At 36.8% G+C, this 23,628-nt stretch carries 28 protein-coding genes and 1 pseudogene; 25 read left to right on the top strand and 4 right to left on the bottom strand.

The window, feature by feature from the left end; all coding sequences use genetic code 11:
• Window positions 1–96: 96 nt before the first annotated feature.
• Together IGL23_RS07180 and ffh are read left to right on the top strand one after the other, a co-directional pair.
• Window positions 97–435: a putative DNA-binding protein gene (locus IGL23_RS07180; RefSeq protein WP_002357429.1), complete on the top strand. Its 339-nt coding sequence runs from the start codon at window positions 97–99 to the stop codon at window positions 433–435.
• A gap of 4 nt (window positions 436–439) precedes the next feature.
• Window positions 440–1,858, top strand: a complete 1,419-nt coding sequence (gene ffh / locus IGL23_RS07175; protein ID WP_002361897.1) for a signal recognition particle protein — start codon at window positions 440–442, stop codon at window positions 1,856–1,858.
• Window positions 1,859–1,932: 74 nt separating this feature from the next.
• Here the strand turns inward: ffh and IGL23_RS07170 are convergent, their stop codons facing one another.
• On the bottom strand, window positions 1,933–2,688 hold the full coding sequence (locus IGL23_RS07170) for a MerR family transcriptional regulator (RefSeq protein ID WP_002357431.1): 756 nt from the start codon (window positions 2,686–2,688) through the stop codon (window positions 1,933–1,935).
• A gap of 117 nt (window positions 2,689–2,805) precedes the next feature.
• Complete coding sequence (locus IGL23_RS07165) at window positions 2,806–3,360, bottom strand: NADPH-dependent FMN reductase (RefSeq protein ID WP_002357432.1); 555 nt, start codon at window positions 3,358–3,360, stop codon at window positions 2,806–2,808.
• A gap of 141 nt (window positions 3,361–3,501) precedes the next feature.
• On the opposite strand from IGL23_RS07165, the pseudogene IGL23_RS07160 reads away from it, so the two are divergent.
• The 9 genes and pseudogenes from IGL23_RS07160 to IGL23_RS07120 all read left to right on the top strand — a co-directional run bounded on the left by IGL23_RS07160 (window position 3,502) and on the right by IGL23_RS07120 (window position 11,081).
• Window positions 3,502–4,304, top strand: a pseudogene (locus tag IGL23_RS07160) (GNAT family N-acetyltransferase).
• A gap of 146 nt (window positions 4,305–4,450) precedes the next feature.
• On the top strand, window positions 4,451–4,726 hold the full coding sequence (rpsP, locus tag IGL23_RS07155) for a 30S ribosomal protein S16 (protein ID WP_002357434.1): 276 nt from the start codon (window positions 4,451–4,453) through the stop codon (window positions 4,724–4,726).
• 11 nt (window positions 4,727–4,737) lie between these two features.
• A complete protein-coding gene (locus tag IGL23_RS07150) occupies window positions 4,738–4,983 on the top strand; it encodes a KH domain-containing protein (RefSeq protein ID WP_002357435.1) in 246 nt (81 codons plus the stop codon).
• A gap of 120 nt (window positions 4,984–5,103) precedes the next feature.
• The gene (locus IGL23_RS07145; protein WP_002357436.1) at window positions 5,104–5,670 is read left to right on the top strand and encodes a hypothetical protein; all 567 of its coding nucleotides are present in this window, start codon (window positions 5,104–5,106) and stop codon (window positions 5,668–5,670) included.
• 214 nt (window positions 5,671–5,884) lie between these two features.
• Entirely contained in the window at window positions 5,885–6,826 is a 942-nt protein-coding gene (rnz, locus tag IGL23_RS07140; protein WP_002360200.1) for a ribonuclease Z, read from the top strand.
• Window positions 6,827–7,615 carry an SDR family NAD(P)-dependent oxidoreductase gene (locus tag IGL23_RS07135; RefSeq protein WP_002364028.1) on the top strand — a complete coding sequence of 263 codons (789 nt, stop codon included), beginning with the start codon at window positions 6,827–6,829 and terminating at the stop codon, window positions 7,613–7,615.
• Window positions 7,616–7,631: 16 nt separating this feature from the next.
• Complete coding sequence (locus tag IGL23_RS07130; protein WP_002357439.1) at window positions 7,632–8,099, top strand: LapA family protein; 468 nt, start codon at window positions 7,632–7,634, stop codon at window positions 8,097–8,099.
• Between the two features lie 154 nt (window positions 8,100–8,253).
• Window positions 8,254–10,566, top strand: coding sequence for a single-stranded-DNA-specific exonuclease RecJ (gene recJ / locus IGL23_RS07125; RefSeq protein ID WP_002397343.1), 2,313 nt, complete (start codon window positions 8,254–8,256; stop codon window positions 10,564–10,566).
• A gap of 2 nt (window positions 10,567–10,568) precedes the next feature.
• Window positions 10,569–11,081, top strand: coding sequence for an adenine phosphoribosyltransferase (locus tag IGL23_RS07120; RefSeq protein WP_002357441.1), 513 nt, complete (start codon window positions 10,569–10,571; stop codon window positions 11,079–11,081).
• A 105-nt stretch (window positions 11,082–11,186) separates the two neighbouring features.
• Here IGL23_RS07120 and IGL23_RS07115 read toward each other — a convergent pair whose 3' ends face one another.
• Complete coding sequence (locus tag IGL23_RS07115) at window positions 11,187–11,384, bottom strand: hypothetical protein (protein WP_002360203.1); 198 nt, start codon at window positions 11,382–11,384, stop codon at window positions 11,187–11,189.
• 193 nt (window positions 11,385–11,577) lie between these two features.
• The gene (trhA, locus tag IGL23_RS07110) at window positions 11,578–12,231 is read right to left on the bottom strand and encodes a PAQR family membrane homeostasis protein TrhA (RefSeq protein ID WP_002357443.1); all 654 of its coding nucleotides are present in this window, start codon (window positions 12,229–12,231) and stop codon (window positions 11,578–11,580) included.
• Between the two features lie 131 nt (window positions 12,232–12,362).
• On the opposite strand from trhA, the gene IGL23_RS07105 reads away from it, so the two are divergent.
• From IGL23_RS07105 to IGL23_RS07040, 14 genes are all read left to right on the top strand, one after another.
• Window positions 12,363–13,205, top strand: coding sequence for a DegV family protein (locus tag IGL23_RS07105; RefSeq protein WP_002357444.1), 843 nt, complete (start codon window positions 12,363–12,365; stop codon window positions 13,203–13,205).
• 103 nt (window positions 13,206–13,308) lie between these two features.
• On the top strand, window positions 13,309–14,208 hold the full coding sequence (locus IGL23_RS07100; RefSeq protein WP_002365717.1) for an SGNH/GDSL hydrolase family protein: 900 nt from the start codon (window positions 13,309–13,311) through the stop codon (window positions 14,206–14,208).
• Window positions 14,201–14,854 (top strand): YpmS family protein, encoded by a 654-nt coding sequence (locus IGL23_RS07095; protein WP_002381864.1) that lies wholly within the window; start codon window positions 14,201–14,203, stop codon window positions 14,852–14,854. Before IGL23_RS07100 ends, IGL23_RS07095 begins: the two co-directional genes overlap by 8 nt.
• Before the next feature lie 16 nt (window positions 14,855–14,870).
• Complete coding sequence (gene msrA, locus IGL23_RS07090) at window positions 14,871–15,386, top strand: peptide-methionine (S)-S-oxide reductase MsrA (protein WP_002365716.1); 516 nt, start codon at window positions 14,871–14,873, stop codon at window positions 15,384–15,386.
• 5 nt (window positions 15,387–15,391) lie between these two features.
• Window positions 15,392–15,610, top strand: a complete 219-nt coding sequence (locus IGL23_RS07085) for a YozE family protein (RefSeq protein WP_002357449.1) — start codon at window positions 15,392–15,394, stop codon at window positions 15,608–15,610.
• A gap of 87 nt (window positions 15,611–15,697) precedes the next feature.
• A complete protein-coding gene (locus IGL23_RS07080; RefSeq protein ID WP_016630427.1) occupies window positions 15,698–17,140 on the top strand; it encodes a S41 family peptidase in 1,443 nt (480 codons plus the stop codon).
• Between the two features lie 18 nt (window positions 17,141–17,158).
• Entirely contained in the window at window positions 17,159–17,713 is a 555-nt protein-coding gene (gene lepB, locus IGL23_RS07075) for a signal peptidase I (RefSeq protein ID WP_002382369.1), read from the top strand.
• Window positions 17,714–17,827: 114 nt separating this feature from the next.
• Complete coding sequence (locus IGL23_RS07070; RefSeq protein WP_430619632.1) at window positions 17,828–18,277, top strand: hypothetical protein; 450 nt, start codon at window positions 17,828–17,830, stop codon at window positions 18,275–18,277.
• A gap of 148 nt (window positions 18,278–18,425) precedes the next feature.
• On the top strand, window positions 18,426–18,794 hold the full coding sequence (locus IGL23_RS07065) for a GntR family transcriptional regulator (RefSeq protein WP_002357453.1): 369 nt from the start codon (window positions 18,426–18,428) through the stop codon (window positions 18,792–18,794).
• Window positions 18,791–19,645 carry an ATP-binding cassette domain-containing protein gene (locus tag IGL23_RS07060; RefSeq protein ID WP_002377309.1) on the top strand — a complete coding sequence of 285 codons (855 nt, stop codon included), beginning with the start codon at window positions 18,791–18,793 and terminating at the stop codon, window positions 19,643–19,645. Before IGL23_RS07065 ends, IGL23_RS07060 begins: the two co-directional genes overlap by 4 nt.
• Before the next feature lies 1 nt (window position 19,646).
• Entirely contained in the window at window positions 19,647–20,378 is a 732-nt protein-coding gene (locus IGL23_RS07055; RefSeq protein ID WP_002357455.1) for a hypothetical protein, read from the top strand.
• A gap of 192 nt (window positions 20,379–20,570) precedes the next feature.
• Window positions 20,571–21,251 carry an ABC transporter ATP-binding protein gene (locus IGL23_RS07050; protein ID WP_033594778.1) on the top strand — a complete coding sequence of 227 codons (681 nt, stop codon included), beginning with the start codon at window positions 20,571–20,573 and terminating at the stop codon, window positions 21,249–21,251.
• Entirely contained in the window at window positions 21,252–22,535 is a 1,284-nt protein-coding gene (locus IGL23_RS07045; protein WP_033594776.1) for an ABC transporter permease, read from the top strand.
• A gap of 90 nt (window positions 22,536–22,625) precedes the next feature.
• On the top strand, window positions 22,626–23,594 hold the full coding sequence (locus IGL23_RS07040) for an NADP-dependent oxidoreductase (RefSeq protein WP_181036285.1): 969 nt from the start codon (window positions 22,626–22,628) through the stop codon (window positions 23,592–23,594).
• Window positions 23,595–23,628 lie beyond the last annotated feature (34 nt).

The following is a 23,628-nucleotide window of genomic DNA, read 5'->3' as shown; positions in this document are numbered from 1 at the left end:
CATTTCTTTTTAAAAGGTAAAAACTTAGTAAAAAAAGATTGACTATTCCCTATGAAATCGGTAACCTATAAGGGATTGAAGATGGGAGCACGGCTCATGGAAATGGAAAAAACAAACCGCATGAATGCGTTATTTGAATTTTATTCGACATTATTAACGGAAAAGCAGATGAATTATATGGAGCTTTACTATGCTGATGACTTTTCTTTAGGAGAAATTGCGGAAGAATATGAGGTTAGTCGCCAAGCGGTTTATGATAACATTAAACGAACCGAAAAAATTTTAGAAGAATATGAAAAAAAGTTACATCTTTATTCAAACTATGTTGTACGGAAAGAATATCTTGAACAACTACAGCAGTATGTTCAAGAAACTTATCCCAAAGATAGTGAAATCAAAAAATATATTGAACAAATTCAAGAAATAGAGGAATGAAACTATGGCTTTTGAGAGTTTAACAAACCGCCTACAACAGGCAATGAGTAAAATCCGTCGTAAGGGAAAAGTTTCCGAAGCCGACGTAAAAGAAATGATGCGAGAAATCCGTTTGGCTTTATTAGAAGCCGACGTTAATTTACAAGTGGTCAAAGATTTCACAAAACGCGTCAGAGAACGGGCAGTAGGAGTCGAAGTATTAGAAAGCTTATCACCAGCCCAACAAATTGTAAAAATTGTTGATGAAGAATTAACGAAAACGTTAGGTTCAGAAACGGTTGAACTGAATAAATCTCCAAAAATCCCGACAGTGATTATGATGACAGGGTTACAAGGGGCTGGTAAAACAACTTTTACTGGTAAATTAGCAAAACACTTAATGAAAACTGAAAACGCTCGTCCGCTTTTAATCGCTGGTGACGTTTATCGTCCAGCAGCGATTGATCAGTTGAAGGTTTTAGGTCAACAATTAGAAGTTCCCGTTTTTGATATGGGAACAGATGCTAATCCAGTGGAAATTGTTCGTCAAGGGTTAGCATTAGCAAAAGAAAAGAAAAATGATTATGTCTTAATTGATACGGCCGGCCGTTTACACATTGACGAAGCTTTAATGGACGAATTGAAACAAATTAAAGAGTTGGCTGATCCCAATGAAATTCTGTTAGTTGTTGATGCGATGACGGGGCAAGATGCTGTCAACGTTGCAGATAGTTTTAATGAACAGCTTGGAATTACTGGGGTTGTTATTACCAAAATGGACGGCGATACTCGTGGGGGGGCTGCGCTGTCAATTCGGGCAGTAACGGGCGCTCCGATTAAATTTGTCGGTTCTGGTGAAAAATTAACCGATTTAGAAATTTTCCATCCCGATCGTATGTCGAGTCGTATCCTAGGTATGGGGGACATGTTGACGCTAATTGAAAAAGCGCAACAAGATTACGATGAGAAAAAAGCAGAAGAACTTGCTCAAAAAATGAAAGAAAACAGTTTTGACTTTAACGATTTCATTGAGCAATTGGATCAAGTTATGGGCATGGGACCGATTGAAGACTTATTAAAAATGATCCCTGGAATGAGTAACATGCCTGGTATTGAAAATGTCAAAGTCGATCCAAAAGATGTGGCACGGAAACGGGCGATGGTCTTATCAATGACCCCTGCAGAACGTGAAAATCCTGATCTATTAAATCCTAGTCGCCGCCGCAGAATTGCAGCTGGTTCAGGAAATAGTGTGGTTGAAGTCAATCGTATGATTAAACAATTTAAAGAATCCAAAAAAATGATGCAACAAATGTCCAAAGGGGATATGAACATTCCTGGTATGGATCAAATGCTAGGTGGCGGCGTTAAAGGCAAGCTAGGTAAAATGGCCATGAATCGTATGATGAAGAAAAACAAAAAGAAGAAAAAGAAAAAAAGATAAACAGGCTTTAGTTAATTATTGGAAGAAACAGAAAGTGCGCCATCAGTCGAAGAGACTAATGGCGCACTTTCTGTTTAAGCGTAGTTTTGGATAATTGCGTTTAACGCTTCGGCAAAACCAGCACCGTGTTGTTCATAATATGACGTAAATCGTTCATCGCCAACATACATAAGGCCTAACCCTTTGTGTGCTTCTGGCGAATAGCTTGACCAAGAGTACATTAACCAATCTTTGTGTAATTGGAAAATTTCTTGCGCAAGTTGGCTAGTCAACTTGGGTGATTTTTGATACATGGCTAACTTAGAAAATAAATCTTTTTCCACGTTCTGCATTGCTTGCATGTCTTTTTCCGTCAAGTTTAAATATTTTTTGTTGGCTTGTTCAATCGTTTCGTTGCCATATTTTTCCCGAATCTCTTTACCATATTTTTCTTCGTTTTCTTGAACTTTTTGTTGTTTGAATGCTTCGAATTTTTGCTGATCTGACATGTTTATCTCTCCTTTGTAATGGTGTAAGGTTTGTTGAACAGAGGCTAAAAGACGATCAATTTCATTGCGCTTTTCCAATAGTTTTTGTTGATGCTCGTATAAAGCCTGTTCAACATTAAAGTCAGGTTGCTCCAAAATTTCTTTAATTTCATCTAGTTTCAGATCCAATTCACGGTAAAAAAGAATTTGTTGCAAACGATTCACCTCGGCTTGCCCGTAAATTCGATAACCAGAAGAATTAATTCTGGCTGGTTGAAGAAGACCAATTTCATCATAATATCGTAACGTCCGTGCACTGACGCCAGATAGTGAAGCCATTTTTTTAATTGTATATTCCATCATTCATTCCTCCTGACAAAATCTATCATAAACCTTTACGTAACGAGAGGGTCAAGTAAAAAAATAAAAAAAGTGAGACAATCTGTAAAAAGTTGCCTCACTTTTTCTCGATTGATTCAATTAGGCAGTTAAGCGATTAAAGAAATCCACGTAAGCATCTACAATTGATTGTAAGAAGCCAACAGTGCCATCAATAATTTTACCATCTTCACCAATTAAGTTCGTAATACCGCCAATATAGGCTTCAGGTTGTTGTAAAGTTGGAACATTTAAGAAGACTAATGATTGTCTTAAATGATGGTTTGCACCAAATCCGCTAATTGCACCTGGTGAAACACTCACCACAAGTCCGGGTTTTTTATCCCAAACGCTTTCGCCATACGGACGTGAACCGACATCCAATGCATTTTTTAAAACAGCTGGTACTGAACGGTTATATTCTGGTGTTACAAACATCACACCATCTACTTGTTTGACTTCTTCACGGAATGTTGTCCAAGCTTCGGTGGGGGTTCCTTCATCATCCAAATCTTGATTGTATAATTCTAAATCACCAATGTTAATAAAAACAGGTTCGAAATCAGCTGGAAATAAGTCCGCCATTGTTTTTGCTACCAATTTGTTAAATGAATCTTTTCTTAAACTCCCTACAAAAATACCAATTTTTTTTGTCATGTAAATCCCTCCATTTTTCTTTTACTTACTTTATGATAGTACTTTTTCGAAAAAAGCGCAAACGTTTTATCCTTGTACATTGTTGAACTTCGTAACTTCACGTATAATAGCTAGTAAAAGGATGAGTAAAGGAGCAACTGCTTGAATAAAAAAATAAATTGGCGCCGACAATTAACACCGTCGGAGAAACAAACATTGACTGAATTAAGAAACAAGGAAATGATTAAACAAGAAACTTTTTATAAATTGGAACAAACATTTCCTGAGGAATCAGCTTATACTTATTATGGTTTATACAGGAAGGAACAAACCATTCAAGCATATATCGTAGGGTATTGTTTTGATGGGGAAACCTTGGAAGCGACGATTGTTGCGCCAAATGTAGGGCCATTTTTTGAAGAACTTGTTCAAGAACTCGAAAAGCAAGCAGCTTTGTGGGGAATGAAAGAAGTCTTTCTCGTGATGGACGACAAGCAATCTGTTGGCCTGAATTATTTTAATAGACAAGGAATTGTGCCAGCTTTTCAGAACAGTATCTGGTTTTTCAAAGAGAAACTTACTCACAGGCGTTGGCGAAGCTGACACTTCTCCGACCACAAGTGGCTGATTTGCATTCCTTGGCTAGGTTACTCGAAGGTACGCCTTTGCCGGAGGACCTTCAACGAACACTTATTTATAAAGAAAACAATCAACTTTTAGCCACGCTACGTTTGGATCATTTTGAAAACGAATGGGGGATTTATGGCTTTGTTGTGACAAAAACGCAACGAGGTCGCGGTCTTGGCCGTCAAGTGTTACAGTCCGCGCTCCGAATGATTTTAGACAATTCAGCTTCAGCGACTATTTTTTTAGAAGTTGAAACAGAAAATCAAGCAGCGCTTCATCTCTATCAAACAGAAGGCTTTCAAGTGAGAAACCAGTACAACTATTATCAAATTTTGTAAAAATTCTTCATTATTTCGTTTGTTTTCCTGCAAATTGGCTAAAAAAATTGAAAAAAAGTAAAGGTGTCAAGAAAAAACTCTTTACAGGTTGTTGTTAATCTGTTAAACTAACTCTTGTGATTAAGTTAATGGAGGTGTATTTAATAATGGCAGTTAAAATTCGTTTAAAACGTATGGGTTCTAAAAAGAGTCCTTTTTACCGTATTGTAGTAGCTGATTCTCGTTCTCCTCGTGATGGACGTTTCATCGAAACTGTAGGTACTTACAACCCTTTGAAAGACCCTGCAGAAGTAGTTTTAAAAGAAGATTTAGTTTTAGATTGGTTATCTAAAGGTGCGCAACCTTCTGATACAGTTCGTAACATCCTTTCAAAAGAAGGCGTTATGAAAAAACATCATGAAGCTAAAAACGTTAAGAAATAAGGTGATTGAATATGGCAGATGTGAAAGAGTTAATTTTAACTATTGTCCGTCCGTTAGTCAGTCAACCTGAAGCAGTCTCATTAGAAATTGAGGAATCAACTGATTTCCTCGAGTATAATTTGACTGTGGCCAAAGAAGATATTGGACGTATCATTGGTAAACAAGGGCGTGTTGCAAAAGCAATTCGGACAATTGTTTATAGTGTACGTATCGATGGTCCGAAAAAGGTCCGTTTAAATATTCTTGATGGTAAATAAGCATTAACAAGGAGGTAGCCCAGCTATCTTCTTTTTTTATACATAACCAAAAAGTTTTCATTGCTAGAGACAGGCCTTTCTTGCTAAAATAGATGTATCCAGAATAAAGGAGCGATTTGTATGGCAAAACGAATTATCATTATGAACTTTGATATTGAAAGTAAATCGTACCAAGCATTTTCCGAAATAAAAAAGATGCAGGCAGAAAGACAGCTTAAAGGTGAGCAAATGGCGGTTGTTACGCATGTTAATGATGGCCAGCATCAATTTAAAATCAATGATTTTATCGATTTTACAGGCAACAATCATACATCAAAAGATAGCATGATTGGGATGCTAGTAGGCATATTAGGTGGTCCTCTGGGCATTCTTTTTGGCTGGTTTGCTGGAAGTATGTATGGTGCAAGCAAAGACGCCAAAGAAATTCAAGAAGCACAAACGGTTTTTGAACATGTGATTCAAAAGATTGATGAAGGACAAACGGGATTATTATTAATTGCAGAAGAAGAAGACAACCGTCCGCTCAACCAATTGGTTATGTTTGACTTAGGTGGCGAAATCACGCGGCTTGATTTAGAGGAAGTCCAACAAGAAATTAACGATGCGAACGAAGTTGCAAATGAAGCGAAACAATCGTGGCAAGCAAAAAAAGAACAACATAAAGAAGCGACATCGAAAGAAGAATAAGGAGCAAAGACTGTTTTCTGAATAAAGGGAAACAGTCTTTTAAAATACTAAGAAATCACGGTTTTTTATGGTAGTTTGCTAATTTTTTGTTATTTTATCGTAAAATACGGTAAACTAAGAAGAAAACTTTGAGAAAATAGATAAATTATTATTTGCTAAAGGAGCAAACTTCTTCTAAAATAAAAAGGAAGTTTAAAAGAAAGTATGGTAGCAGATGGAAATACAATTTTTAGGAACAGGCGCTGGTGTACCAGCAAAACATCGCAATGTCACAGGAATTGCGTTGAAATTATTAGATGAACGAAATGCAGTTTGGCTCTTCGATTGTGGTGAAGGGACTCAATTGCAAATTTTAAAAAGTAGTATTCGCCCAAGAAAAATTGAAAAGATTTTTATTACACATTTACATGGGGATCATATTTTTGGTTTACCTGGTTTGTTAAGTAGTCGTTCTTTTCAGGGCGGGACAGAACCTTTAGAAATCTATGGACCAGTTGGGATTGCTGATTTTGTTAAAACTTCTTTACGGGTCTCACAATCACGGTTGTCCTATCCACTGAAATTTATTGAATTAACAAAAGAAAATGACGTTATTTTTAAAGATAAACAATTCACTGTTCGCTGTAATATCTTGGACCATGGCATCACGAGCTTTGGCTATCGAATTGAGGAGGCAGCGCATGAAGGAGAATTACAAGTAGAGAAACTTCAAGCTTTAGGGATTCCTTCTGGGCCATTGTATGGCAAACTCAAACGTGGTGAAACGATTGTTTTTGATGGACAGGAAATTAATGGACAAGCGTTTGTGGGAGAGCGTAAACCTGGGCGAATCGTGACGATTTTAGGAGACACTCGCAAAACCAAAAATAGTGTAACTTTAGCACGACGAGCGGATGTTTTAGTCCATGAAAGTACGTTTAATAAACACGAAGCAAAAATGGCAAAAGCCTACTTCCACTCAACCAGTCAACAAGCAGCTGAAGTTGCAAAAGAAGCGCAAGTAAAACAACTTATCTTAACGCATATTAGTGCCCGTTATTTAACCAAAGAGGCCTATCAGCTTCAAGAAGAAGCCCAAGAAATTTTCCCCAATACAAAAATCGTGAAAGATATGGATATCATTGAGATTCCATTTGCCAATGAAGGAGGAGCTTAGATGGATTTAACAAATAAAGTCGTTGTCGTAACTGGAGGTTCAGCTGGTTTAGGTGAACAAATTTGTTATGAAGCAGCTAAACAAGGGGCGGTCGTCGTTGTCTGCGCCCGCAGAATTAATTTGATTGGTAAAGTTCGCGAGCAGTGTGCTGCTTTGAGCGGACGAGAAGCATTTTCTTATCAATTAGATATTGCCGATCCAGAAAGCGTTGAACGTGTGGTTGAAGCTATTTCAGCAGAAGTTGGTCCTATAGATGTTTTAGTCAACAATGCTGGTTTTGGCTTGTTTGAAAATTTTGTTGAGATTGACTTGGCTGTTGCACGCCAAATGTTTGATGTCAACGTTTTAGGAATGATGACGTTTACTCAAAAAGTAGCTATTAAAATGATTGAAGCTGGGCAAGGACATATTATCAACGTTGCTTCAATGGCTGGGAAGATGGCTACAGCTAAATCAACCGTTTATTCTGCAACGAAATTTGCTGTGTTAGGTTTTTCAAATGCTTTACGTTTAGAATTGAAACCGTTGGGTGTAGCAGTAACGACTGTCAATCCAGGACCAATCCAAACAGAATTCTTTGATAAAGCGGACCCGACAGGCACTTATCTAGCTGCGGTGGATAAAATTGTTTTGGACCCTACGAAATTAGCGAAAGAAGTGGTTGGGAGTATGGGGACTTCTCGACGTGAGATTAATCGTCCATTTGTCATGGAAGCGGCTGCCCGCTTTTATACATTGTTTCCACATTTAGGAGATTTCATAGCGGGAAATATTTTAAATAAAAAATAAAGGAGTCGATCAAGTCATGAAAAATCAATGGCGTGTTATTTTGGGCCTTGTGTTGGTCTTAATTGTTGTTATTTTTGCTGTTTTAAATAATCAAGCTGTTCCAGTAAACTTTGGTTTTACTAAAATTAGTGGACCGTTAATCTTAATTATTTTAGGTTCTGCAATTATTGGCGCACTAGTTGGGTTACTAACCTCCACAACCACCATTTGGAACCAACGTAAGGAATTAAAAGCTGTACAAAAAGAGTTGGATATTTATAAAAATGATATGGATAAATTAGTCAAAGAAGAAACGGAAAAAGTTCAACGTTCTTTTGATAATCAATTGGCTGATTTGCAAGCCAAACAAGCGGCAGCACCACAAGTCGCAGAACCAGTGGTCAACGAACAAACATCAAACACAGAAGTAGACGCAACGCCTGTGTCAGGTAGTCGTATTGATCGTTATGTGAAACCTCGTGTGAATGAAGAGGAACAAAAATAAGGAAGAGACTTTATCGCTAAGTTTCTTTTAAAATAAAACTGTGATATCTGCTATTTATCTAACAGATATCACAGTTTTTTTCTCAGATTTAAAAAAATGCTTTCTTTAGTTTTTGGAAAAATTTTGCTATAATTACTTGGTTAGGAGTGACGTCGTGAAAAAATCAAACTATCAATGGCAGTTACAGACAAAGACAGAATTACCTGTAGAATTTATAGAACAATTAAAAAAAGAAGAAATTAATCCATTAATTGGCCAACTTTTATGGCACCGCAATATCCGGACAGAAGAAGCATTACGTAAGTTTCTACATCCGACTATCGAAGATATTTATGATCCGTTCTTAATGCATGATATGGAGAAAGCGGTAGCCCGCATCCAGCAAGCCGTCGAAGCGGGTGAACAAATCCTTGTCTATGGGGATTATGATGCAGATGGCATCACTAGTACCACGGTTATGAAAGAAGCAATCGAATTAGTCGGTGGCATGGTTCAGTACTTTCTACCGAATCGTTTTGTTCATGGATATGGACCTAATAAAGACGTATTTGCTGAACAAATTGAACAAGGAGTCCAATTAATTGTAACCGTTGATAATGGTGTAGCCGGACATGAAGCAATTAACTACGCTATGGCACAAGGAGTAGATGTAATCGTTACTGACCATCATGAATTGCCTGAACAATTACCAGAAGCCTATGCGATTGTCCACCCTAGACATCCGCAAGGTGACTATCCTTTTGGAGATTTAGCTGGTGTTGGCGTGGCTTTCAAAGTCGCTACTGCGTTACTTGGTGAATTGCCAATTGAGTTATTAGATTTGGTAGCAATTGGGACAATTGCTGACTTGGTTTCATTAACCGATGAAAATAGAACGTTTGTCAAAATGGGCCTTCAAATGATTCAAACTGGTGATCGAATTGGTTTAGACGTTTTACTACAAGAAGCGGGTGTGAAAAAGGAAGCTGTTTCAGAAGAATCAATTGGCTTTACCATTGGACCTCGTTTAAATGCGTTAGGTCGATTAGGGGAAGCCGCACCAGGTGTTGAATTAATGACTACATTTGATGAAGAGCAAGCGCTGGAAATCGCTAAATATATCGATCAACAAAACAATGAACGAAAAGACATTGTAACGACGATTGCCAAAGAAGCGCTGGATTTAATCGACCCGAATGCGCCGGTCCATATTTTAGCGAAACAAGGCTGGCATGAAGGCGTCTTGGGGATTGTCGCGGGCCGCATTATGCAAGAAACGGGGAAACCAACCATTATTTTAGCAATAGATGAATCTGGTACGACCGCTAAAGGCTCTGGACGTAGCATTAGCGCATTGAATCTCTATGAGGCGTTGAACGAAGTGCGTGAGCAATTCACTCATTTTGGTGGGCATCATATGGCAGCGGGAATGACTTTACCTGTTGAAAATATTCCTTTTGTTCAAGAACATTTGGCACACTTTATTGAAAAAAATCAAATTGATATGGCTAATGGACAAGAGTTGCTCATTAGTGAGAGCTTAGCGGTTTCGCAGGCAACGACTGCTTTTATTGATCAATTGCGTATTTTGGCGCCTTTTGGGACCGATAATACTGTTCCAACTTTTGTATTTAAGGAAATCACACCTACGCAAATTCGGCAAATTGGTGCAGATAATGCACATCTGAAATTTCAAATGAATCAAGAAGGGGCACAATTGGATGCAATTGCTTTTCAAATGGGGCCTCAAGCGGATGAACTAGCACAAGGAACCGCCGATGTGGCAGGCCAACTTTCCATCAATGAATGGAATGGTCGTAAGAAACCACAATTAATGGTGACTGATTTTGCTGTATCGGGAAGACAATTATTTGATTTTCGTGGCAAAAATAATCAAACGAAACCAATTCCTTCAGAAGCAACAGCTTATCTTTTGTTTGATGAAAAAAATCAAAAATTCATTTCAGATCCAACCGCTAATATTATTGTTTGGTCAAACCAAGAAGAATTGGTGGAAGCTGTTTCTCAAAATCAAATCGAACAACTGGTTTTTGTCGACTGTCCTGTGGAAGCAATCACGGTTAAAGAAATTGTTGAAGCAACTGAGATACAACGTATATACATGATGTTTATTTCACCAGAAGAAGCTTATTTAAACGGTATGGCTTCGCGTGAACAATTTGCAACATTGTATAAATTTATTTTGCAGCAAAAAGAAGTAAATCTACGTTCCCAGCTATCGAAGGTGGCAAATTACTTAAATATCCAAGAAAAATTATTAATTTTCATGATACAGGTGTTTTTTGACTTAGGATTTGTTACAATAGAAAGCGGTGTTTTAAACAGTATTGAGAAACCCGACAATCGACCATTGACTGAAAGTCAAGTGTACCAACAACGATTGAAAAAAATAAAAACAGAAGAATTTCTACTTTACAGTGATTGTCAAACAATACAACAATGGCTGTGGAATGAGGAGGACAAATAAAAATGGATTTAAGAGATTACATTGCAAGCATTCCAGATTATCCTGAGAAAGGGATCGTGTTCCGTGACATTTCTCCATTAATGGCTAATGGGGATGCCTACCGTGAAGCAACAAAACAAATCGTGGATTACGCGAAAGAAAAAAGAATTGATATGGTTGTAGGACCGGAAGCTCGTGGCTTTATTGTCGGCTGTCCAGTGGCTTATGAATTAGGGGTTGGCTTTGCTCCGGTTCGTAAAAAAGGAAAACTTCCTCGTGAAACCATCGAAGTGACTTATGACTTAGAATATGGTTCAGATACATTGACGTTGCACAAAGATGCCATCACACCAGGTCAACGTGTTTTGATTTGTGATGACTTGTTAGCAACTGGTGGTACAATTAAAGCAACCATCGAATTAGTCGAACAATTAGGTGGTATTGTGGTTGGTTGTGCGTTCCTAATTGAATTAATGGATTTACATGGCCGCGATAAAATTGATGGCTACGATATTGTTACCTTAATGGAATACTAATCTAATTTAATTAGAAAGAGCGAAGGATTTAATCCTTCGCTCTTTCTTTGACATATTTATAAAAACGGAGCGTAGCTTGGGGGGAACACACCGTTTTATTATTTATTAAGGGAACTTACGATAAACGTATCTTGCTTGCTGTTGTTTACGTGTACGTGTATAACGCTTCTCATCCCATGACATAAACCAAAGAATAAATAACGGCGTCACGATCATAAAAGCAAGACGTAATCCTAATGTTCCCAAAAAAATACCTATAACCAATACAAAAAATAAAAATCCAACACGACGAATTGCTTCCATGTGTATCACCTCTTCATTTGATTCGAACGAGTGTTCGTATTGTTATTATACGAATGTATGTTCGTTTTGTAAAGTCTTTTCTACTAATTTATGTTAAAATAATTCGAAAAGAAGAATAATCCTTTATAATAAAGAGATTTAGGGCAATAAAAGAACACGATGCTTTGAGCATCGTGTTCTTTTTGTGCTGTGGTTACGTATAAAAGAGAACAGAAAAATACATGAGGATCGCTGCAAGCATGACGAACAAATGCCAAACTACATGCATAAACCGCACATTTTTCAATGAATAGAAGGCTGCACCTAATGTGTAAGACACGCCTCCTGCGACCAATAACGCTGTTCCTGTAAATCCAAGAGATTCATATAACGGACGAGCAGCGATGATACAGAGCCAACCTAAAACAATATAAATAATCGTTGAAATGTTTTTCACTGTTTCTTGTTTATGCAACGTGAGGGATTTATAGACAATACCGACGATGGCGATTAACCAGACTAAACTAAATAAGGTCCAACCTAACCAACCGCCAATACTAATTAAGCAAAAAGGCGTATAGCTGCCAGCAATCAATAAGAAAATAGAACTATGATCGAAGACCTGAAAGACCTTTTTGGCTCTTGTAAAAATTAAACTATGAAATAACGTTGAAGATAAAAAAAGTAGAATCAACATGGAGCCATAAATAGCATAAGATACCACGTGAATCGGTGAGCCTAAACGAGCTCCTTTAACAAGTAAAATGACTAAGCCAGCAATACTTAAACCTGCGCCTATGCCATGTGTAACTGCATTTAAGACTTCGTTCACGATTAGGTATTTTTTTGAGAAATGCGTTTTTTCCAATAAATTCACTTCCTTTATTTTAATTTGATGAAAAATTCGGCAGTGTCTGTTATACTATAACTAGATAATTAACCGTTTAATGGTATTCTACCATGAAAACAGGTTCCTTTTAAAGAAAGAGTGATAAATTTATGACAAACGTTAAAATCGTAACGGATTCTTCATGTACGATGGAAAAAAGTCTTAGAGATGAATTAAATATCCATATGATGCCTTTATCAATTATGGTTGATGGCGTTGTTTATCCAGATGATGATCATTTGCCAGGCGAAAAATTTATGGACATGATGGCTAATGCGAAGGCCTTACCCAAAACCAGTCAACCACCAATTGGTGAATTTGTAGAATTATATGATCGCTTAGGTGAAGATGGCAGTGAAGTAATTTCGATTCACATGACAAAAGGCTTAAGTGGAACGGTTGAAGCGGCCCGTCAAGCTAGCAACTTATCATCAAGTAAAGTAACGGTGATTGATAGCGATTTTACAGACCAAGGTTTGTCTTTCCAAGTCATTCAAGCAGCAAAATTGGCACAAGCGGGAGCGGGTGTTCCAGAAATTTTAGCTGAAATTGAACGCGTCAAACAAAATACTAAATTATACATTGGCATTTCAACATTAGATAATTTGGTTAAAGGTGGACGAATCAGCCGTACAACAGGATTATTATCAAACATTTTTAATATGAAAGTTGTCATGGACTTTGAAAATACGGAATTGATTCCTGTAGCAAAAGGCCGAGGCGTTAAAACGTTTAATAAATGGTTTGACGAATTGAAATCAGAATTAAGTAAGATTCCAAATGTTCGACAAATTGGCATTTCTCATGCGGATGGGCTAGAACTAGCAAATGGATTCAAAGAAGGATTACAAGCAATCTTTAAAGACATGGATATTCCCGTATTACATACGAATCCAGTCATTGCAACACATACAGGAAAAAATGCCTTTGCTATTATGTACTATACAGACTAAGGAATAACGAGGTTGGGTCTCACTCTTAAATGAGTAGACGCAACCTCTTTCTAACAATAAAAGTAAAATTTCTTGTTAGTTTATTTAAAAGGAAGTGACGAAGATGAAAAAACAAACACAGCATATTTTGCTGACCGTCTTAACACCTATCCTCATTGCGCTAGGTGTTTTTACATTGTTAAGTGTGGCCATCCCCAAAGCAAAGCCACTATTAAAGCAAGAGAAAGTGGCCACAACTGCTCAAAAAAATCAAAAAGAAGTCATTCATTATACAGCTATCGGTGATTCTTTAACTGAAGGAATTGGCGATTTGACGAATAGTGGAGGTTTTGTTCCTATTGTGGCAGATGATTTAAAAGAACACTACAACTTGAACGGTGTTCAAACAGACAATTTTGGGAAAAATGGGGATCGTAGTGATCAAATTTTAAAACGAATCAAAGAGAAACCTGAAATTCAAAAGGGCCTTGCCTCTGCGGACGTGATTACGCTAACGGTTGGTGGAAATGACTTAATGAAAGTAATTAGTAGTAATATTTTCGACTTGAAAGTTAGCTCGTTCAATCGTCCCCAAAAAGCCTATCAACGCCGAGTAAGACGACTACTTGAAGAAATCCGAGAGTACAACGAGAAGGCCCCTATTTATGTCTTAGGAATTTACAATCCCTTCTACTTAAACTTTTCCGAAATTACAGAAATGCAAGAAATCGTTGATAACTGGAATCAAGCAACCGAAGAAATGGTTCAAGAGCAAAAACGAGCCTATTTCATTCCTATCAATGATTTACTCTATAAAGGTCGTGGCGATGAAGTTGGCGTAACTGGTGGCGACTCAGAAACTACAGGAAGTAGTGCTAGCAAAGAGGATTTAAACAATTTGTTATATGAAGAAGATCGCTTCCATCCAAATAATCTTGGCTACCAAATTATGGCCGGAGCTGTCCGGGATGAAATGGTCAAGACAGAGAAAGAATGGATAACAAAATCAGAAGGTAGTGAATAAAATGAATGAAGAAAAGCCAAAAACAAGTAAATCAATTAAAAAGACACAACCAACCAATCTTAAACGAAATCCCTGGAAAATCGCTTTTCTTATTCTAGTGGGTTTAGTCATTGGTAGTGTAGCTTTCGTGACATTTCGAGCAACACAAGTTCGCGAACCAGATTTAAAGAAAATACCAGCAATTGTTGAAAAAGAAGGCGAGCCAGTCGTCACCATTCAGTCAAAAAAACAACAAGTGAACAAACTGATTGACTTTTATTTAGCCGACTTTCAAAAAGGTTCGGAGATCAAATATAAATTTTATTTAGAAAATGATGCTTTATTAAATGGAACATTTCAGGTGTTAGGGCATGACATTCCTTTTTACTTATATTTTGATCCTTACGTGATGGCGAATGGTAATGTACAATTAAAAGCAAAAAGTTTATCTATAGGAACGTTAGGCTTGCCAATTAAAGAAGTATTGAAATTTGCTAAACGTTCTTACAAACTACCTAAATGGGTTGAAATCAATCCAGATGATCAAACTGTTTTATTACGTTTAGATCAGTTTAGAATGCAAAATGGTCTATTTGTTCGAGCAGAAAAGATTAATTTAGTTGACGATGACATTCGGATGAATATATACTTGCCAAAAGAGAAATAAAAAAGGAGTGTTAGAGATGGAAGAAAAAGCAATTTTTGCAGGCGGCTGTTTCTGGTGTATGGTGCAGCCTTTTGATACACAACCAGGGATTATCTCAGTTGTTTCGGGTTATACAGGTGGGCATGTTCCTAATCCAACATATGAACAGGTTCTAACACACACAACAGGCCATACGGAAGCAGTAGAAATCACTTTTGATCCAGCGATTATTTCTTACGAACAATTAGTGGATATTTATTGGCAACAAACAGATCCTACTGATGCTTTCGGTCAGTTTCAAGACCGCGGCGATAATTATCGGCCAGTTATTTTTTATCGTTCTCAAGAACAAAAAGAAACTGCTGAGAAAAGTAAAGAACGTCTAGCTAATAGCGGCCGTTTTACAGAACCAATTGTTACCACCATCGAACCAGCAGCACCATTTTATCCTGCTGAAGAATACCATCAAGACTTTTATAAAAAAGATGCTTTGCGTTATGGATTGTCCCATCAACGTAGAAGTGAATTTATCGAAGAAAAATGGAGTGATTAATTTACATGAGACGAAGCTTTTACCATTACTTAATGACATTAAAAGGTCCGGCTAAAGATCCTGAAACTGATTTTGCCAATGAAGCGGCCAAAGATATTCAGTTTCCAAAACAAACCGAGGATTATCATGAACTTTCTTCTTATTTAGAAATGAATGCTGACTATTTAAGCAACATGGACATCTTTGATGAGTTATGGGAAAAGTACCTTGAAAACAATAAATAAATCCAGAGGAAAAGCAAACAAAGCTTTTCCTCTTTTTTCATTCATGTTATAGTAAACAAAAGTAGTGACGAATTTGTTAGAAATGAGATGAAATCTATGAAGAACAAACGAACTGTTCCTTTTTATCAATATATTATTTCGCTCCTCTGTGTCGCATTTTTAGCTGGAGGAAGTAGTTATATTTATTTTGATCATCGTGTTAAAAAGATGAGTCAAGAAGGGGCAATTACCAATGCTGATTTAAGCAAAGTGCAGGATTTATATAATGAAATTAGTACCAATTATGTAGGTGAAGTAGATAAAAATGAATTAGTTGAAGGCGCCTTAAAAGGCATGTCTGAAGCCATTGGAGACCCATACTCAACTTATCTAAATGAATCTGCTGCCAATGATTTAAACGAAAGCTTATCTGGCGATTTTGAAGGAATTGGTGCCACTATGACAATGAAAGATGGCGAACCAGTTGTAGCAGAGGCACCTGTAGCAGATTCCCCAGCTGAAAAAGCGGGAATCAAAGAAGGCGATATTATTGAAAAAGTTGATGGTACAGCTACAAAAGGGATGAAACTAGCAGAAGTCGTCTCAAAAGTCCGAGGTAAAAAAGGAACTTCCGTTGAATTGACTATCCAAAGAGAGGGAGAAACTAAAAATATCTCAATCAAACGTGGGAAAATTCCCGTTAAAACAGTGACTGGTGAGTTAGACAAAAATGATGCACAAATTGGCTCGATTAAAATTACGTCCTTTGGTAAAAAAACATATCAAGAATTGAAAGAAACAATCACGAATTTACGTGACAAAGGAGCTAAATCCTTTGTAATTGATGTACGCCAAAATCCTGGTGGACTGCTAGATCAAGCAGAGCGAATGGCTAGTATGTTTTTAAAAAATGGCGAAACAATTGTTCAATTTGAAGACAAAAAAGGACGTACGATGAAAGAAGTTGCTTCCAAAGAATTAGACGACGGCTTTAAAGTAAAAGAACCTGTTGCAGTTATCATTGATGGCAATAGTGCCAGTGCATCCGAAATTTTTGCTGCAGCACTGCATGAATCTGCGAATGTCCCATTAATTGGAACGAAAACATTTGGCAAAGGAACGGTCCAAACGGTGAAAGATTTAAATGACCAAACCGAAATAAAATTGACTGTTTTAAAATGGTTAACACCAAAAGGTGAATGGATCAACGAAAAAGGAATTGAACCAACCATCAAAGCTGATTACCCCGAGTATGCCTATTTAAAATTGATTCCTCGCGATAAAACGCTAAAAGAAGGAGATCAATCTGAAGATATTCAGAACTTAAATGCTATTTTAGCTGTATTAGCGTATCCTGTTGATGAAAACAATGCAAACTACACCGCAGAAACAAAAGCAGCGGTTAGCGATCTTCAACAGAAAAATGGCTTGCCTGTAACTGGAGAAATCGACAATGAAACAGCCACAAAAATTGAAGCCACTTTAGGTAAATTAATTCTTGAAAATGACGCTGCTTACGATACAGCAGTCAAAGAAATTCAAAAAAACTAGAAAAAAGGTGGCACGAAGTTGAAGAAGAAACGTGATTATGTTGGGTATTTAATGTACTTTCTGAAAATTTTAGTACCAGCAATCGTAGCCGTTTTTATTTTAAGAGGATTTTTCCTGATTCCTGTTCGGGTGGATGGCCATTCCATGCAAAAAACCTTGAATCAAGGAGATATGATTGTGATGGAAAAATTCTCCGCCATTAAACGGTTTGATGTGGTGGTCTTTAAAACAGACACAGGATCAATTCTGATTAAACGTGTGATTGGTTTACCAGGAGAAGCTGTGCGTTACGAAAACGATCAATTATATGTCAATAATCAGCCAATCGCTGAACCCTATTTAACTAAAAACAGAAAAAAAGATCATGAAACGATGCCTTACACTACGAATTTTGATTCAAAAGAATTGTTAATGCAAGAAAAATTACCTAAAGATAGCTATTTTGTGCTTGGTGATAATCGCCGTATGTCCAAAGACAGCCGTTCTTTTGGTGCAATACATGCAGATCAAATCTTAGGGAAAGCACAATTTGTTTATTACCCACTCACTCATATGAAGATCATTCCTAAATAAGTAAGACCACTAGTTCGTTTATTTAAATAACGACTAGTGGTCTTTTCTAATCTGAAAAATTGTTCTCTTAGCTGAAAAATGTTAAGGTTAAAGTAATGATAGATGTAGGAGGTCATGCAAATGATTAGAAAAACAATTTTAGCAAGTTCTATCTTAGGTGTTGGGTTACTGATTGGTGCATGTGGAAACCAAACCCAAACCCAAATGAATTCAACCAATACCAGTGAATCATCACAGCCTAAAGTAACCGAATCAAGTCGCAAGTCATCTGAAAGTGCGTCTAATAACGAAGGTGTATCAAGCGATTCTAGTAAATCCACAAGTTCCACTGCAGAATCAGAAATCTTAAAAGGTCTGGCGGAAGAAAAAACGCTAAAAGAAAAAATCCCGTCCTTAAATCAAACAATGATTAAGCAAGTCACTGATAATGAGTATAAACGCATTCTTGTGATGGAAGAAAAGGCTACAGGAACGACCTATAAAAGTATTTTGATAAAAAAACAAAATCGCTTAAAAATTGTCAACGAAACAACCGATGAATTGTTATACAATGGAACCCTATAAGAACGAAACCATTCAATAAACTCAAAAGTATCGCCATTGTTTTCAAAGAAAAATTTCTTTGGAAACAATGGTTTTTTTATTGACAAAAGAATTTCTAGGATATATAGTTAGTTACATAAGTAGTTAACCGTTTAAGCGAGGTGTAAAAATGGAATTTAATTTTTCGGGGGAAAAGCCTTTATTTCAGCAAGTAGCCGATCAGATTGCCGAAGGAATTTTTAATGGCGCTTACTTAGAAGGCGAACAAATTCCCTCAACCACAGAAATATCAAAAAGTTACCAAATCAATCCAGCCACCGTTTTAAAAGGAATGAATTTATTAGTAGAACGACAGCTGATTGAAAAGAAACGGGGGATTGGCATGTTTGTCTTACCAGGCGCTCAAGAGAGAGTAAGAAGTGCACGGAAAGAAGAATTTTTAAATAAAGAAGTCTTAGAAGTTGTCGCCGAAGCCAAAAAATTAGGGATCACAGCTGAACAATTAAAACAACTAATTGAAAGAGGGTATGACGCATGAGTTTGCGGGTTGAATCAGTAAGTAAAAAATATCATCAAAAAAAAGCACTAGATAATATTTCAATTACTTTTGAAAAAGAAACGATTTATGGGCTCTTAGGCAGAAACGGGGCTGGTAAAAGTACGTTATTAAATATCATAAATAATCGAAGTTTTGCCACTTCAGGTTCCGTTAAATTGGCGGGAGAAACAGTGACCGATAATGAGGCTGCTTTGACTCATATTTACTTAATGAGTGAAGATAATTTGTTTCCTCCTCAGTTAAAAATCAAAGATATTTTTAAAACGACTGAAGGTTTTTATGGATCCTTTGACTGGTCTTTAGCCGAACAAATGTTAAGCGATTTTGATTTAGATGGTAAAAAGACATTCAAAAAATTATCAACTGGTTATCGGAGTATTGCTAAACTAATAGTGGCGCTATCCGTCCCCTGTGAGTATATTTTTTTAGATGAGCCAGTCTTAGGTTTAGACGCCAATCATCGGGAATTATTTTATACTTATTTAATTGAGACATACCAAGAACGTCCCCGTACGTTTGTGATTTCCACCCATTTGATTGAAGAAATTGCAAATTTATTAGAAGATATTATCATCATTGATCAAGGAAAATTGATTCGCGCAGAATCTATTGAAACAATTTTGAAAAACGGTCGCATTGTTTCTGGGCCGAAAGAACAAGTAGAGCGCTATACTCAGTCATTGGAAATCTTAGGCATGGACACTTTAGGTGGAGCAGTTACGGCTTACGTGTACGGCGACTTGCCGACTGAAAAAGCAGAGGTTCAAATTGCGCCGCTAAATTTACAAACATATTTTGTACAATTAACCAATAGAAAGAAGGAAAAGTAAAATGAAATTTAAAACAGCTTTGCAGTATCGTGTTATTTATCAAGTCCGTTCTTTAGCAATTTATTTTGGCTTTTATGCTTTGTTCGGCATTCTTTTTCCTCTTATTGGCTTGCTCTTTTCTAACGACGTAAATACTGTCAGCTCTGATGCAGTAATTCCTTGTCTGGTTTTTATGGGGATACTATCATTTTTAGGGGTGAACACAGATTTTAAACTGTTTATTCAAAACGGGCTTTCCCGCTGGACGATTTTTTTGGTGAATTTTGTAAGTAATGCTATTTTATCTTTGGTTGGATCCTTGGCTGTACTTGTACTGATTAAAGTATTTAGCGGCAATTTCATTTCTCATTTTCAATTATCAATGAAATTAATTGATGTCTATGCGCAAGGAAACTTTTTCATGTCGTGGTTGCTCTTTTTTATCTTACTAATGCTTAGCGGCTCACTTGGCTTGTTAGCAGGTGTCTTTAATGATCGGATAGATGGCGTAAAAAAACTCATTGTTTTATTGCTGTTATTAATGATTCCTATTTTACTGGGCACGATTGCACAATTAGGGGGGGCACCAATGCGCCTGAGAATGCTCCACGTCTTGCAAGCAATGGTTGGTTATCAATCCACTGGTTTTACTGTCCTACCACTTCTTCTGACAATCAGTTGCTTTGTTGGCATTAATCTTGGTTTGGCCTATTTATTGAATAAACATCGTGAAATTAAACGCGTAAATGCATAACTAATTAATAAGAACATGTTCAATGAGGTGGATCTTGAACATGTTCTTATTGGTTTAATTGAGAGATACATCGGAAGTACCATGACAAAGGAAAGGGCTTCCGTCAAAATAGAAAGAGAAGAAAGGAGTATGAAAAGAGTAAAAAACTTTGTAAATAAGTAAACGGCAAAGAATGAAAAATGGAGGGGTAACATGGCGGTAATTGAAGCAAAAAATATTAAAAAAAGTTATGGAAAGAACGAAACAAAATTTGATGCGTTAAAAGGTGTTGATTTAAAAGTTGAAAAAGGTGAATCTGTGGCCATAATTGGTAAAAGTGGCTCTGGGAAATCAACATTTATGCACATTTTGGCATTGTTAGATCAACCAACTTCAGGAGATATTTATTTAAATGGTAAAAATGTTACTAGTATTAGAAAGAAAGTGCTGAATAAAACGAGAAATGAAGAATTTGGTTTTGTTTTTCAACAATTCTTTATGAATGCCAAGGATACAGTTTTAAATAATGTTCTTTTACCATTAAAAATTTGTGGTATTTCCGGTAGCAAGAGGAAAAAGATGGCTTTAGATGCGTTAAAAGCAGTCGGTTTGGAAGATAAAGTTCAAAACAAAGCGAATAATTTATCTGGTGGCCAAAAACAACGGGTATGTATAGCGCGTGCTTTAGTTAATAATCCGCAAATTATTTTTGCAGATGAACCTACAGGGAATTTAGACTCTGCCACTGGGAAGAAAATTGAAGAATTGTTATTTGATTTAAATAAAAATAAAGGAATTACCTTAATTATTGTGACACATGATCCAGACTTAGCAGCACGTTGTGATCGGCAAGTTCATGTTCGAGACGGCTTGATTGTAGGAGGAGATGAGTAAATGAAATTTAGAGATATTTTAAAATCAGCTAGTACCAATTTAATGCGTAATAAAGGTCGAACCGTATTGACCATTATTGCAATCTTTATTGGAGCATTTACCATAGCTTTAACTACAGGAGTCAATATTGGTGTAAATGATTATATTGACAAACAAGTCGGTAGTGTCGGTGGTGCAAATCAGCTATTTATTCAGCCAAAAATGGAGATGAATGTTGGTAACGGAACAGAACCAAGTAAATATAATCCAGAGAAAAAAATCAGTACGATTCAACAACAAAGTATGCTTGCTGAAAAAGATATTGAGAAGATTAAAAAAATCTCGGATGTTACATCAGTGGAACCAATGAAATCCGTTGCTATCGATTATATAAAAGGATCAGATAAGCATAAATATGTATTTTCAGCTACTTCTGCGCTAGATGAGATGACCATTGATTTAGCGGCTGGCCGTAAAGTTTCGCAAACGAGCCAGGACTTCGAAATTAATTTGTCACCAGAATATGTAAAAGCGCTCGGCTATACATCTAGTAAAGCTGACGTGGGGGAAACAGTTCAATTAGGTATCTCAAGTTCCTTGAAAGGACAAGAGCAAGTTATTGAAGCAAAAATTGTTGGCGTTAGAAATGCCAGTGTCATTCAAAATGGGCTCTCGCTGATGAATAAAGCATTGATTGATAAAGTTGTCTCAATCAATCAAGCAGATCTTCCAGAACATTTAAAAAATCAATACGCGATGATTATTGCTGAAGTTAAAAAAGACAGCACGCCAGAGCAGATTAAGGACATCAAAAAAGATTTAGACAAAGCTGGCTATTTAGCGACTACTGTCGAAGATGAAATTGGCATGATTCGTAATATAATCAATGCAATCACTGGTGTTTTAACCATGTTTGGTGCAATTGCCTTGTTAGCTGCAAGCTTTGGCATTATTAACACGCTGTATATGTCTGTCCAAGAAAGAACGCGAGAAATTGGTTTAATGAAAGCCGTGGGTCTTAGCAATGGGAAAGTCTTTACAATTTTTAGTGTTGAGGCGGCTTTAATTGGCTTTTTTGGCTCAATATTAGGCATTTTAGGAGCTGTTGGGGTTGGAAATTTAGTTAATCGTTTGGCAACGGATTCTTTTTTAAAGGCTTTAACAGGATTTAAATTAATTCAATTTTCATTGCCATCTTCACTAACGATTATCTTAGTTATTATGTTTATTGCTTTTTTAGCAGGAACTTTACCAGCTCGAAGAGCAGCAAAATTAGATCCAATTGAATCTTTACGTTATGAATAATAGATTAAAAACAGCCACTTTCTCTCAATTTAACTAAAGCATATTCTTATATAAAAAGAAGGCAATAGGCGTATACTAAAAGTGTGAAAAATGAAACAAATGAGAGGAAGTTGGTTTATGAAAGCTGTTGTGATTAATCAGTACGGAAGTAAAGAGGTACTTGAAGAAGCAGAAGTAACACTGCCAGAATTATCGGAACATCAAGTGTTGGTAAAAGAATACGCGACATCAATTAATCCGATTGATTGGAAATTGCGTGAAGGATATTTAAAACAGATGTTTGATTGGTCCTTTCCGATTATTCTTGGTTGGGATGTCGCTGGTGTGATTACAGAGGTGGGGAGTCAAGTAACGGATTGGCAAGTTGGCGATAAAGTTTTTGCTCGTCCTGAAACTACTCGTTTTGGTACCTATGCAGAAGTAACGATTGTGGATGATCATTTATTAGCAAAAATCCCTGAAACAATTAGCTTTGAAGAAGCTGCTGCCGTTCCGTTGGCTGGTTTAACCGCTTGGCAAGCATTGTTTGATCATGGTCACCTTAAAGAAGGAGAAACTGTTTTAATTCATGCTGGTGCAGGTGGGGTCGGTACTTATGCGATTCAACTAGCAAAAGAAGCGGGCGCACATGTCATCACGACCGCTAGCGCAAAAAATCATGCCTTACTGAAAAAAATTGGTGCAGATGAAGTGATTGATTATCATACAACGAATTTTGCAGAGGTATTAGCTGATGTTGATTTGGTCTTTGATACAATGGGTGATGAGGTTCAAAAAAATAGTTTTGCCGTCTTAAAACCAAACACAGGTCGTCTTGTTTCAATTGTGGGCATTGAAGATAAACAATTGGCAGCCGAAAAAAATATTTCTGCTGAAAGTATTTGGCTTCAACCAAATGGAGAACAATTACAAAAAATTGCTGATTTGATGGCAGCTGGAAAAGTGAAATCAATTATTGGTGAAGTTTTCCCTTTTTCTAGACAAGGGATTTATGATGCACATGCACTCAGTGAAACGCACCATGCAGTTGGTAAAATAGTTGTTCAAATGGCAGAATAAAAAGAAGCTCAGACAGTGAATTATCTTAAAATAG

Source organism: Enterococcus sp. MSG3299 (assembly GCF_050555765.1).
Taxonomy (GTDB): domain Bacteria; phylum Bacillota; class Bacilli; order Lactobacillales; family Enterococcaceae; genus Enterococcus; species Enterococcus faecalis.
The sequence above is the reverse complement of the archived record's forward strand: the minus strand, read 5'-3'. Positions and strand labels throughout refer to the sequence as shown.

Excerpts from the sequence above, each read along its gene's own strand:
- IGL23_RS07180 (WP_002357429.1), top strand. The coding sequence starts at position 97 with ATGGAAATGGAAAAAACAAACCGCATGAATGCGTTATTTGAATTTTAT.
- ffh (WP_002361897.1), top strand. The coding sequence starts at position 440 with ATGGCTTTTGAGAGTTTAACAAACCGCCTACAACAGGCAATGAGTAAA.
- IGL23_RS07170 (WP_002357431.1), bottom strand. The coding sequence starts at position 2,688 with ATGATGGAATATACAATTAAAAAAATGGCTTCACTATCTGGCGTCAGT.
- IGL23_RS07165 (WP_002357432.1), bottom strand. The coding sequence starts at position 3,360 with ATGACAAAAAAAATTGGTATTTTTGTAGGGAGTTTAAGAAAAGATTCA.
- rpsP (WP_002357434.1), top strand. The coding sequence starts at position 4,451 with ATGGCAGTTAAAATTCGTTTAAAACGTATGGGTTCTAAAAAGAGTCCT.
- IGL23_RS07150 (WP_002357435.1), top strand. The coding sequence starts at position 4,738 with ATGGCAGATGTGAAAGAGTTAATTTTAACTATTGTCCGTCCGTTAGTC.
- IGL23_RS07145 (WP_002357436.1), top strand. The coding sequence starts at position 5,104 with ATGGCAAAACGAATTATCATTATGAACTTTGATATTGAAAGTAAATCG.
- rnz (WP_002360200.1), top strand. The coding sequence starts at position 5,885 with ATGGAAATACAATTTTTAGGAACAGGCGCTGGTGTACCAGCAAAACAT.
- IGL23_RS07135 (WP_002364028.1), top strand. The coding sequence starts at position 6,827 with ATGGATTTAACAAATAAAGTCGTTGTCGTAACTGGAGGTTCAGCTGGT.
- IGL23_RS07130 (WP_002357439.1), top strand. The coding sequence starts at position 7,632 with ATGAAAAATCAATGGCGTGTTATTTTGGGCCTTGTGTTGGTCTTAATT.
- IGL23_RS07120 (WP_002357441.1), top strand. The coding sequence starts at position 10,569 with ATGGATTTAAGAGATTACATTGCAAGCATTCCAGATTATCCTGAGAAA.
- IGL23_RS07115 (WP_002360203.1), bottom strand. The coding sequence starts at position 11,384 with ATGGAAGCAATTCGTCGTGTTGGATTTTTATTTTTTGTATTGGTTATA.
- IGL23_RS07105 (WP_002357444.1), top strand. The coding sequence starts at position 12,363 with ATGACAAACGTTAAAATCGTAACGGATTCTTCATGTACGATGGAAAAA.
- IGL23_RS07100 (WP_002365717.1), top strand. The coding sequence starts at position 13,309 with ATGAAAAAACAAACACAGCATATTTTGCTGACCGTCTTAACACCTATC.
- msrA (WP_002365716.1), top strand. The coding sequence starts at position 14,871 with ATGGAAGAAAAAGCAATTTTTGCAGGCGGCTGTTTCTGGTGTATGGTG.
- IGL23_RS07085 (WP_002357449.1), top strand. The coding sequence starts at position 15,392 with ATGAGACGAAGCTTTTACCATTACTTAATGACATTAAAAGGTCCGGCT.
- IGL23_RS07080 (WP_016630427.1), top strand. The coding sequence starts at position 15,698 with ATGAAATCTATGAAGAACAAACGAACTGTTCCTTTTTATCAATATATT.
- IGL23_RS07070 (WP_430619632.1), top strand. The coding sequence starts at position 17,828 with ATGCAAATGATTAGAAAAACAATTTTAGCAAGTTCTATCTTAGGTGTT.
- IGL23_RS07065 (WP_002357453.1), top strand. The coding sequence starts at position 18,426 with ATGGAATTTAATTTTTCGGGGGAAAAGCCTTTATTTCAGCAAGTAGCC.
- IGL23_RS07060 (WP_002377309.1), top strand. The coding sequence starts at position 18,791 with ATGAGTTTGCGGGTTGAATCAGTAAGTAAAAAATATCATCAAAAAAAA.
- IGL23_RS07055 (WP_002357455.1), top strand. The coding sequence starts at position 19,647 with ATGAAATTTAAAACAGCTTTGCAGTATCGTGTTATTTATCAAGTCCGT.
- IGL23_RS07050 (WP_033594778.1), top strand. The coding sequence starts at position 20,571 with ATGGCGGTAATTGAAGCAAAAAATATTAAAAAAAGTTATGGAAAGAAC.
- IGL23_RS07045 (WP_033594776.1), top strand. The coding sequence starts at position 21,252 with ATGAAATTTAGAGATATTTTAAAATCAGCTAGTACCAATTTAATGCGT.
- IGL23_RS07040 (WP_181036285.1), top strand. The coding sequence starts at position 22,626 with ATGAAACAAATGAGAGGAAGTTGGTTTATGAAAGCTGTTGTGATTAAT.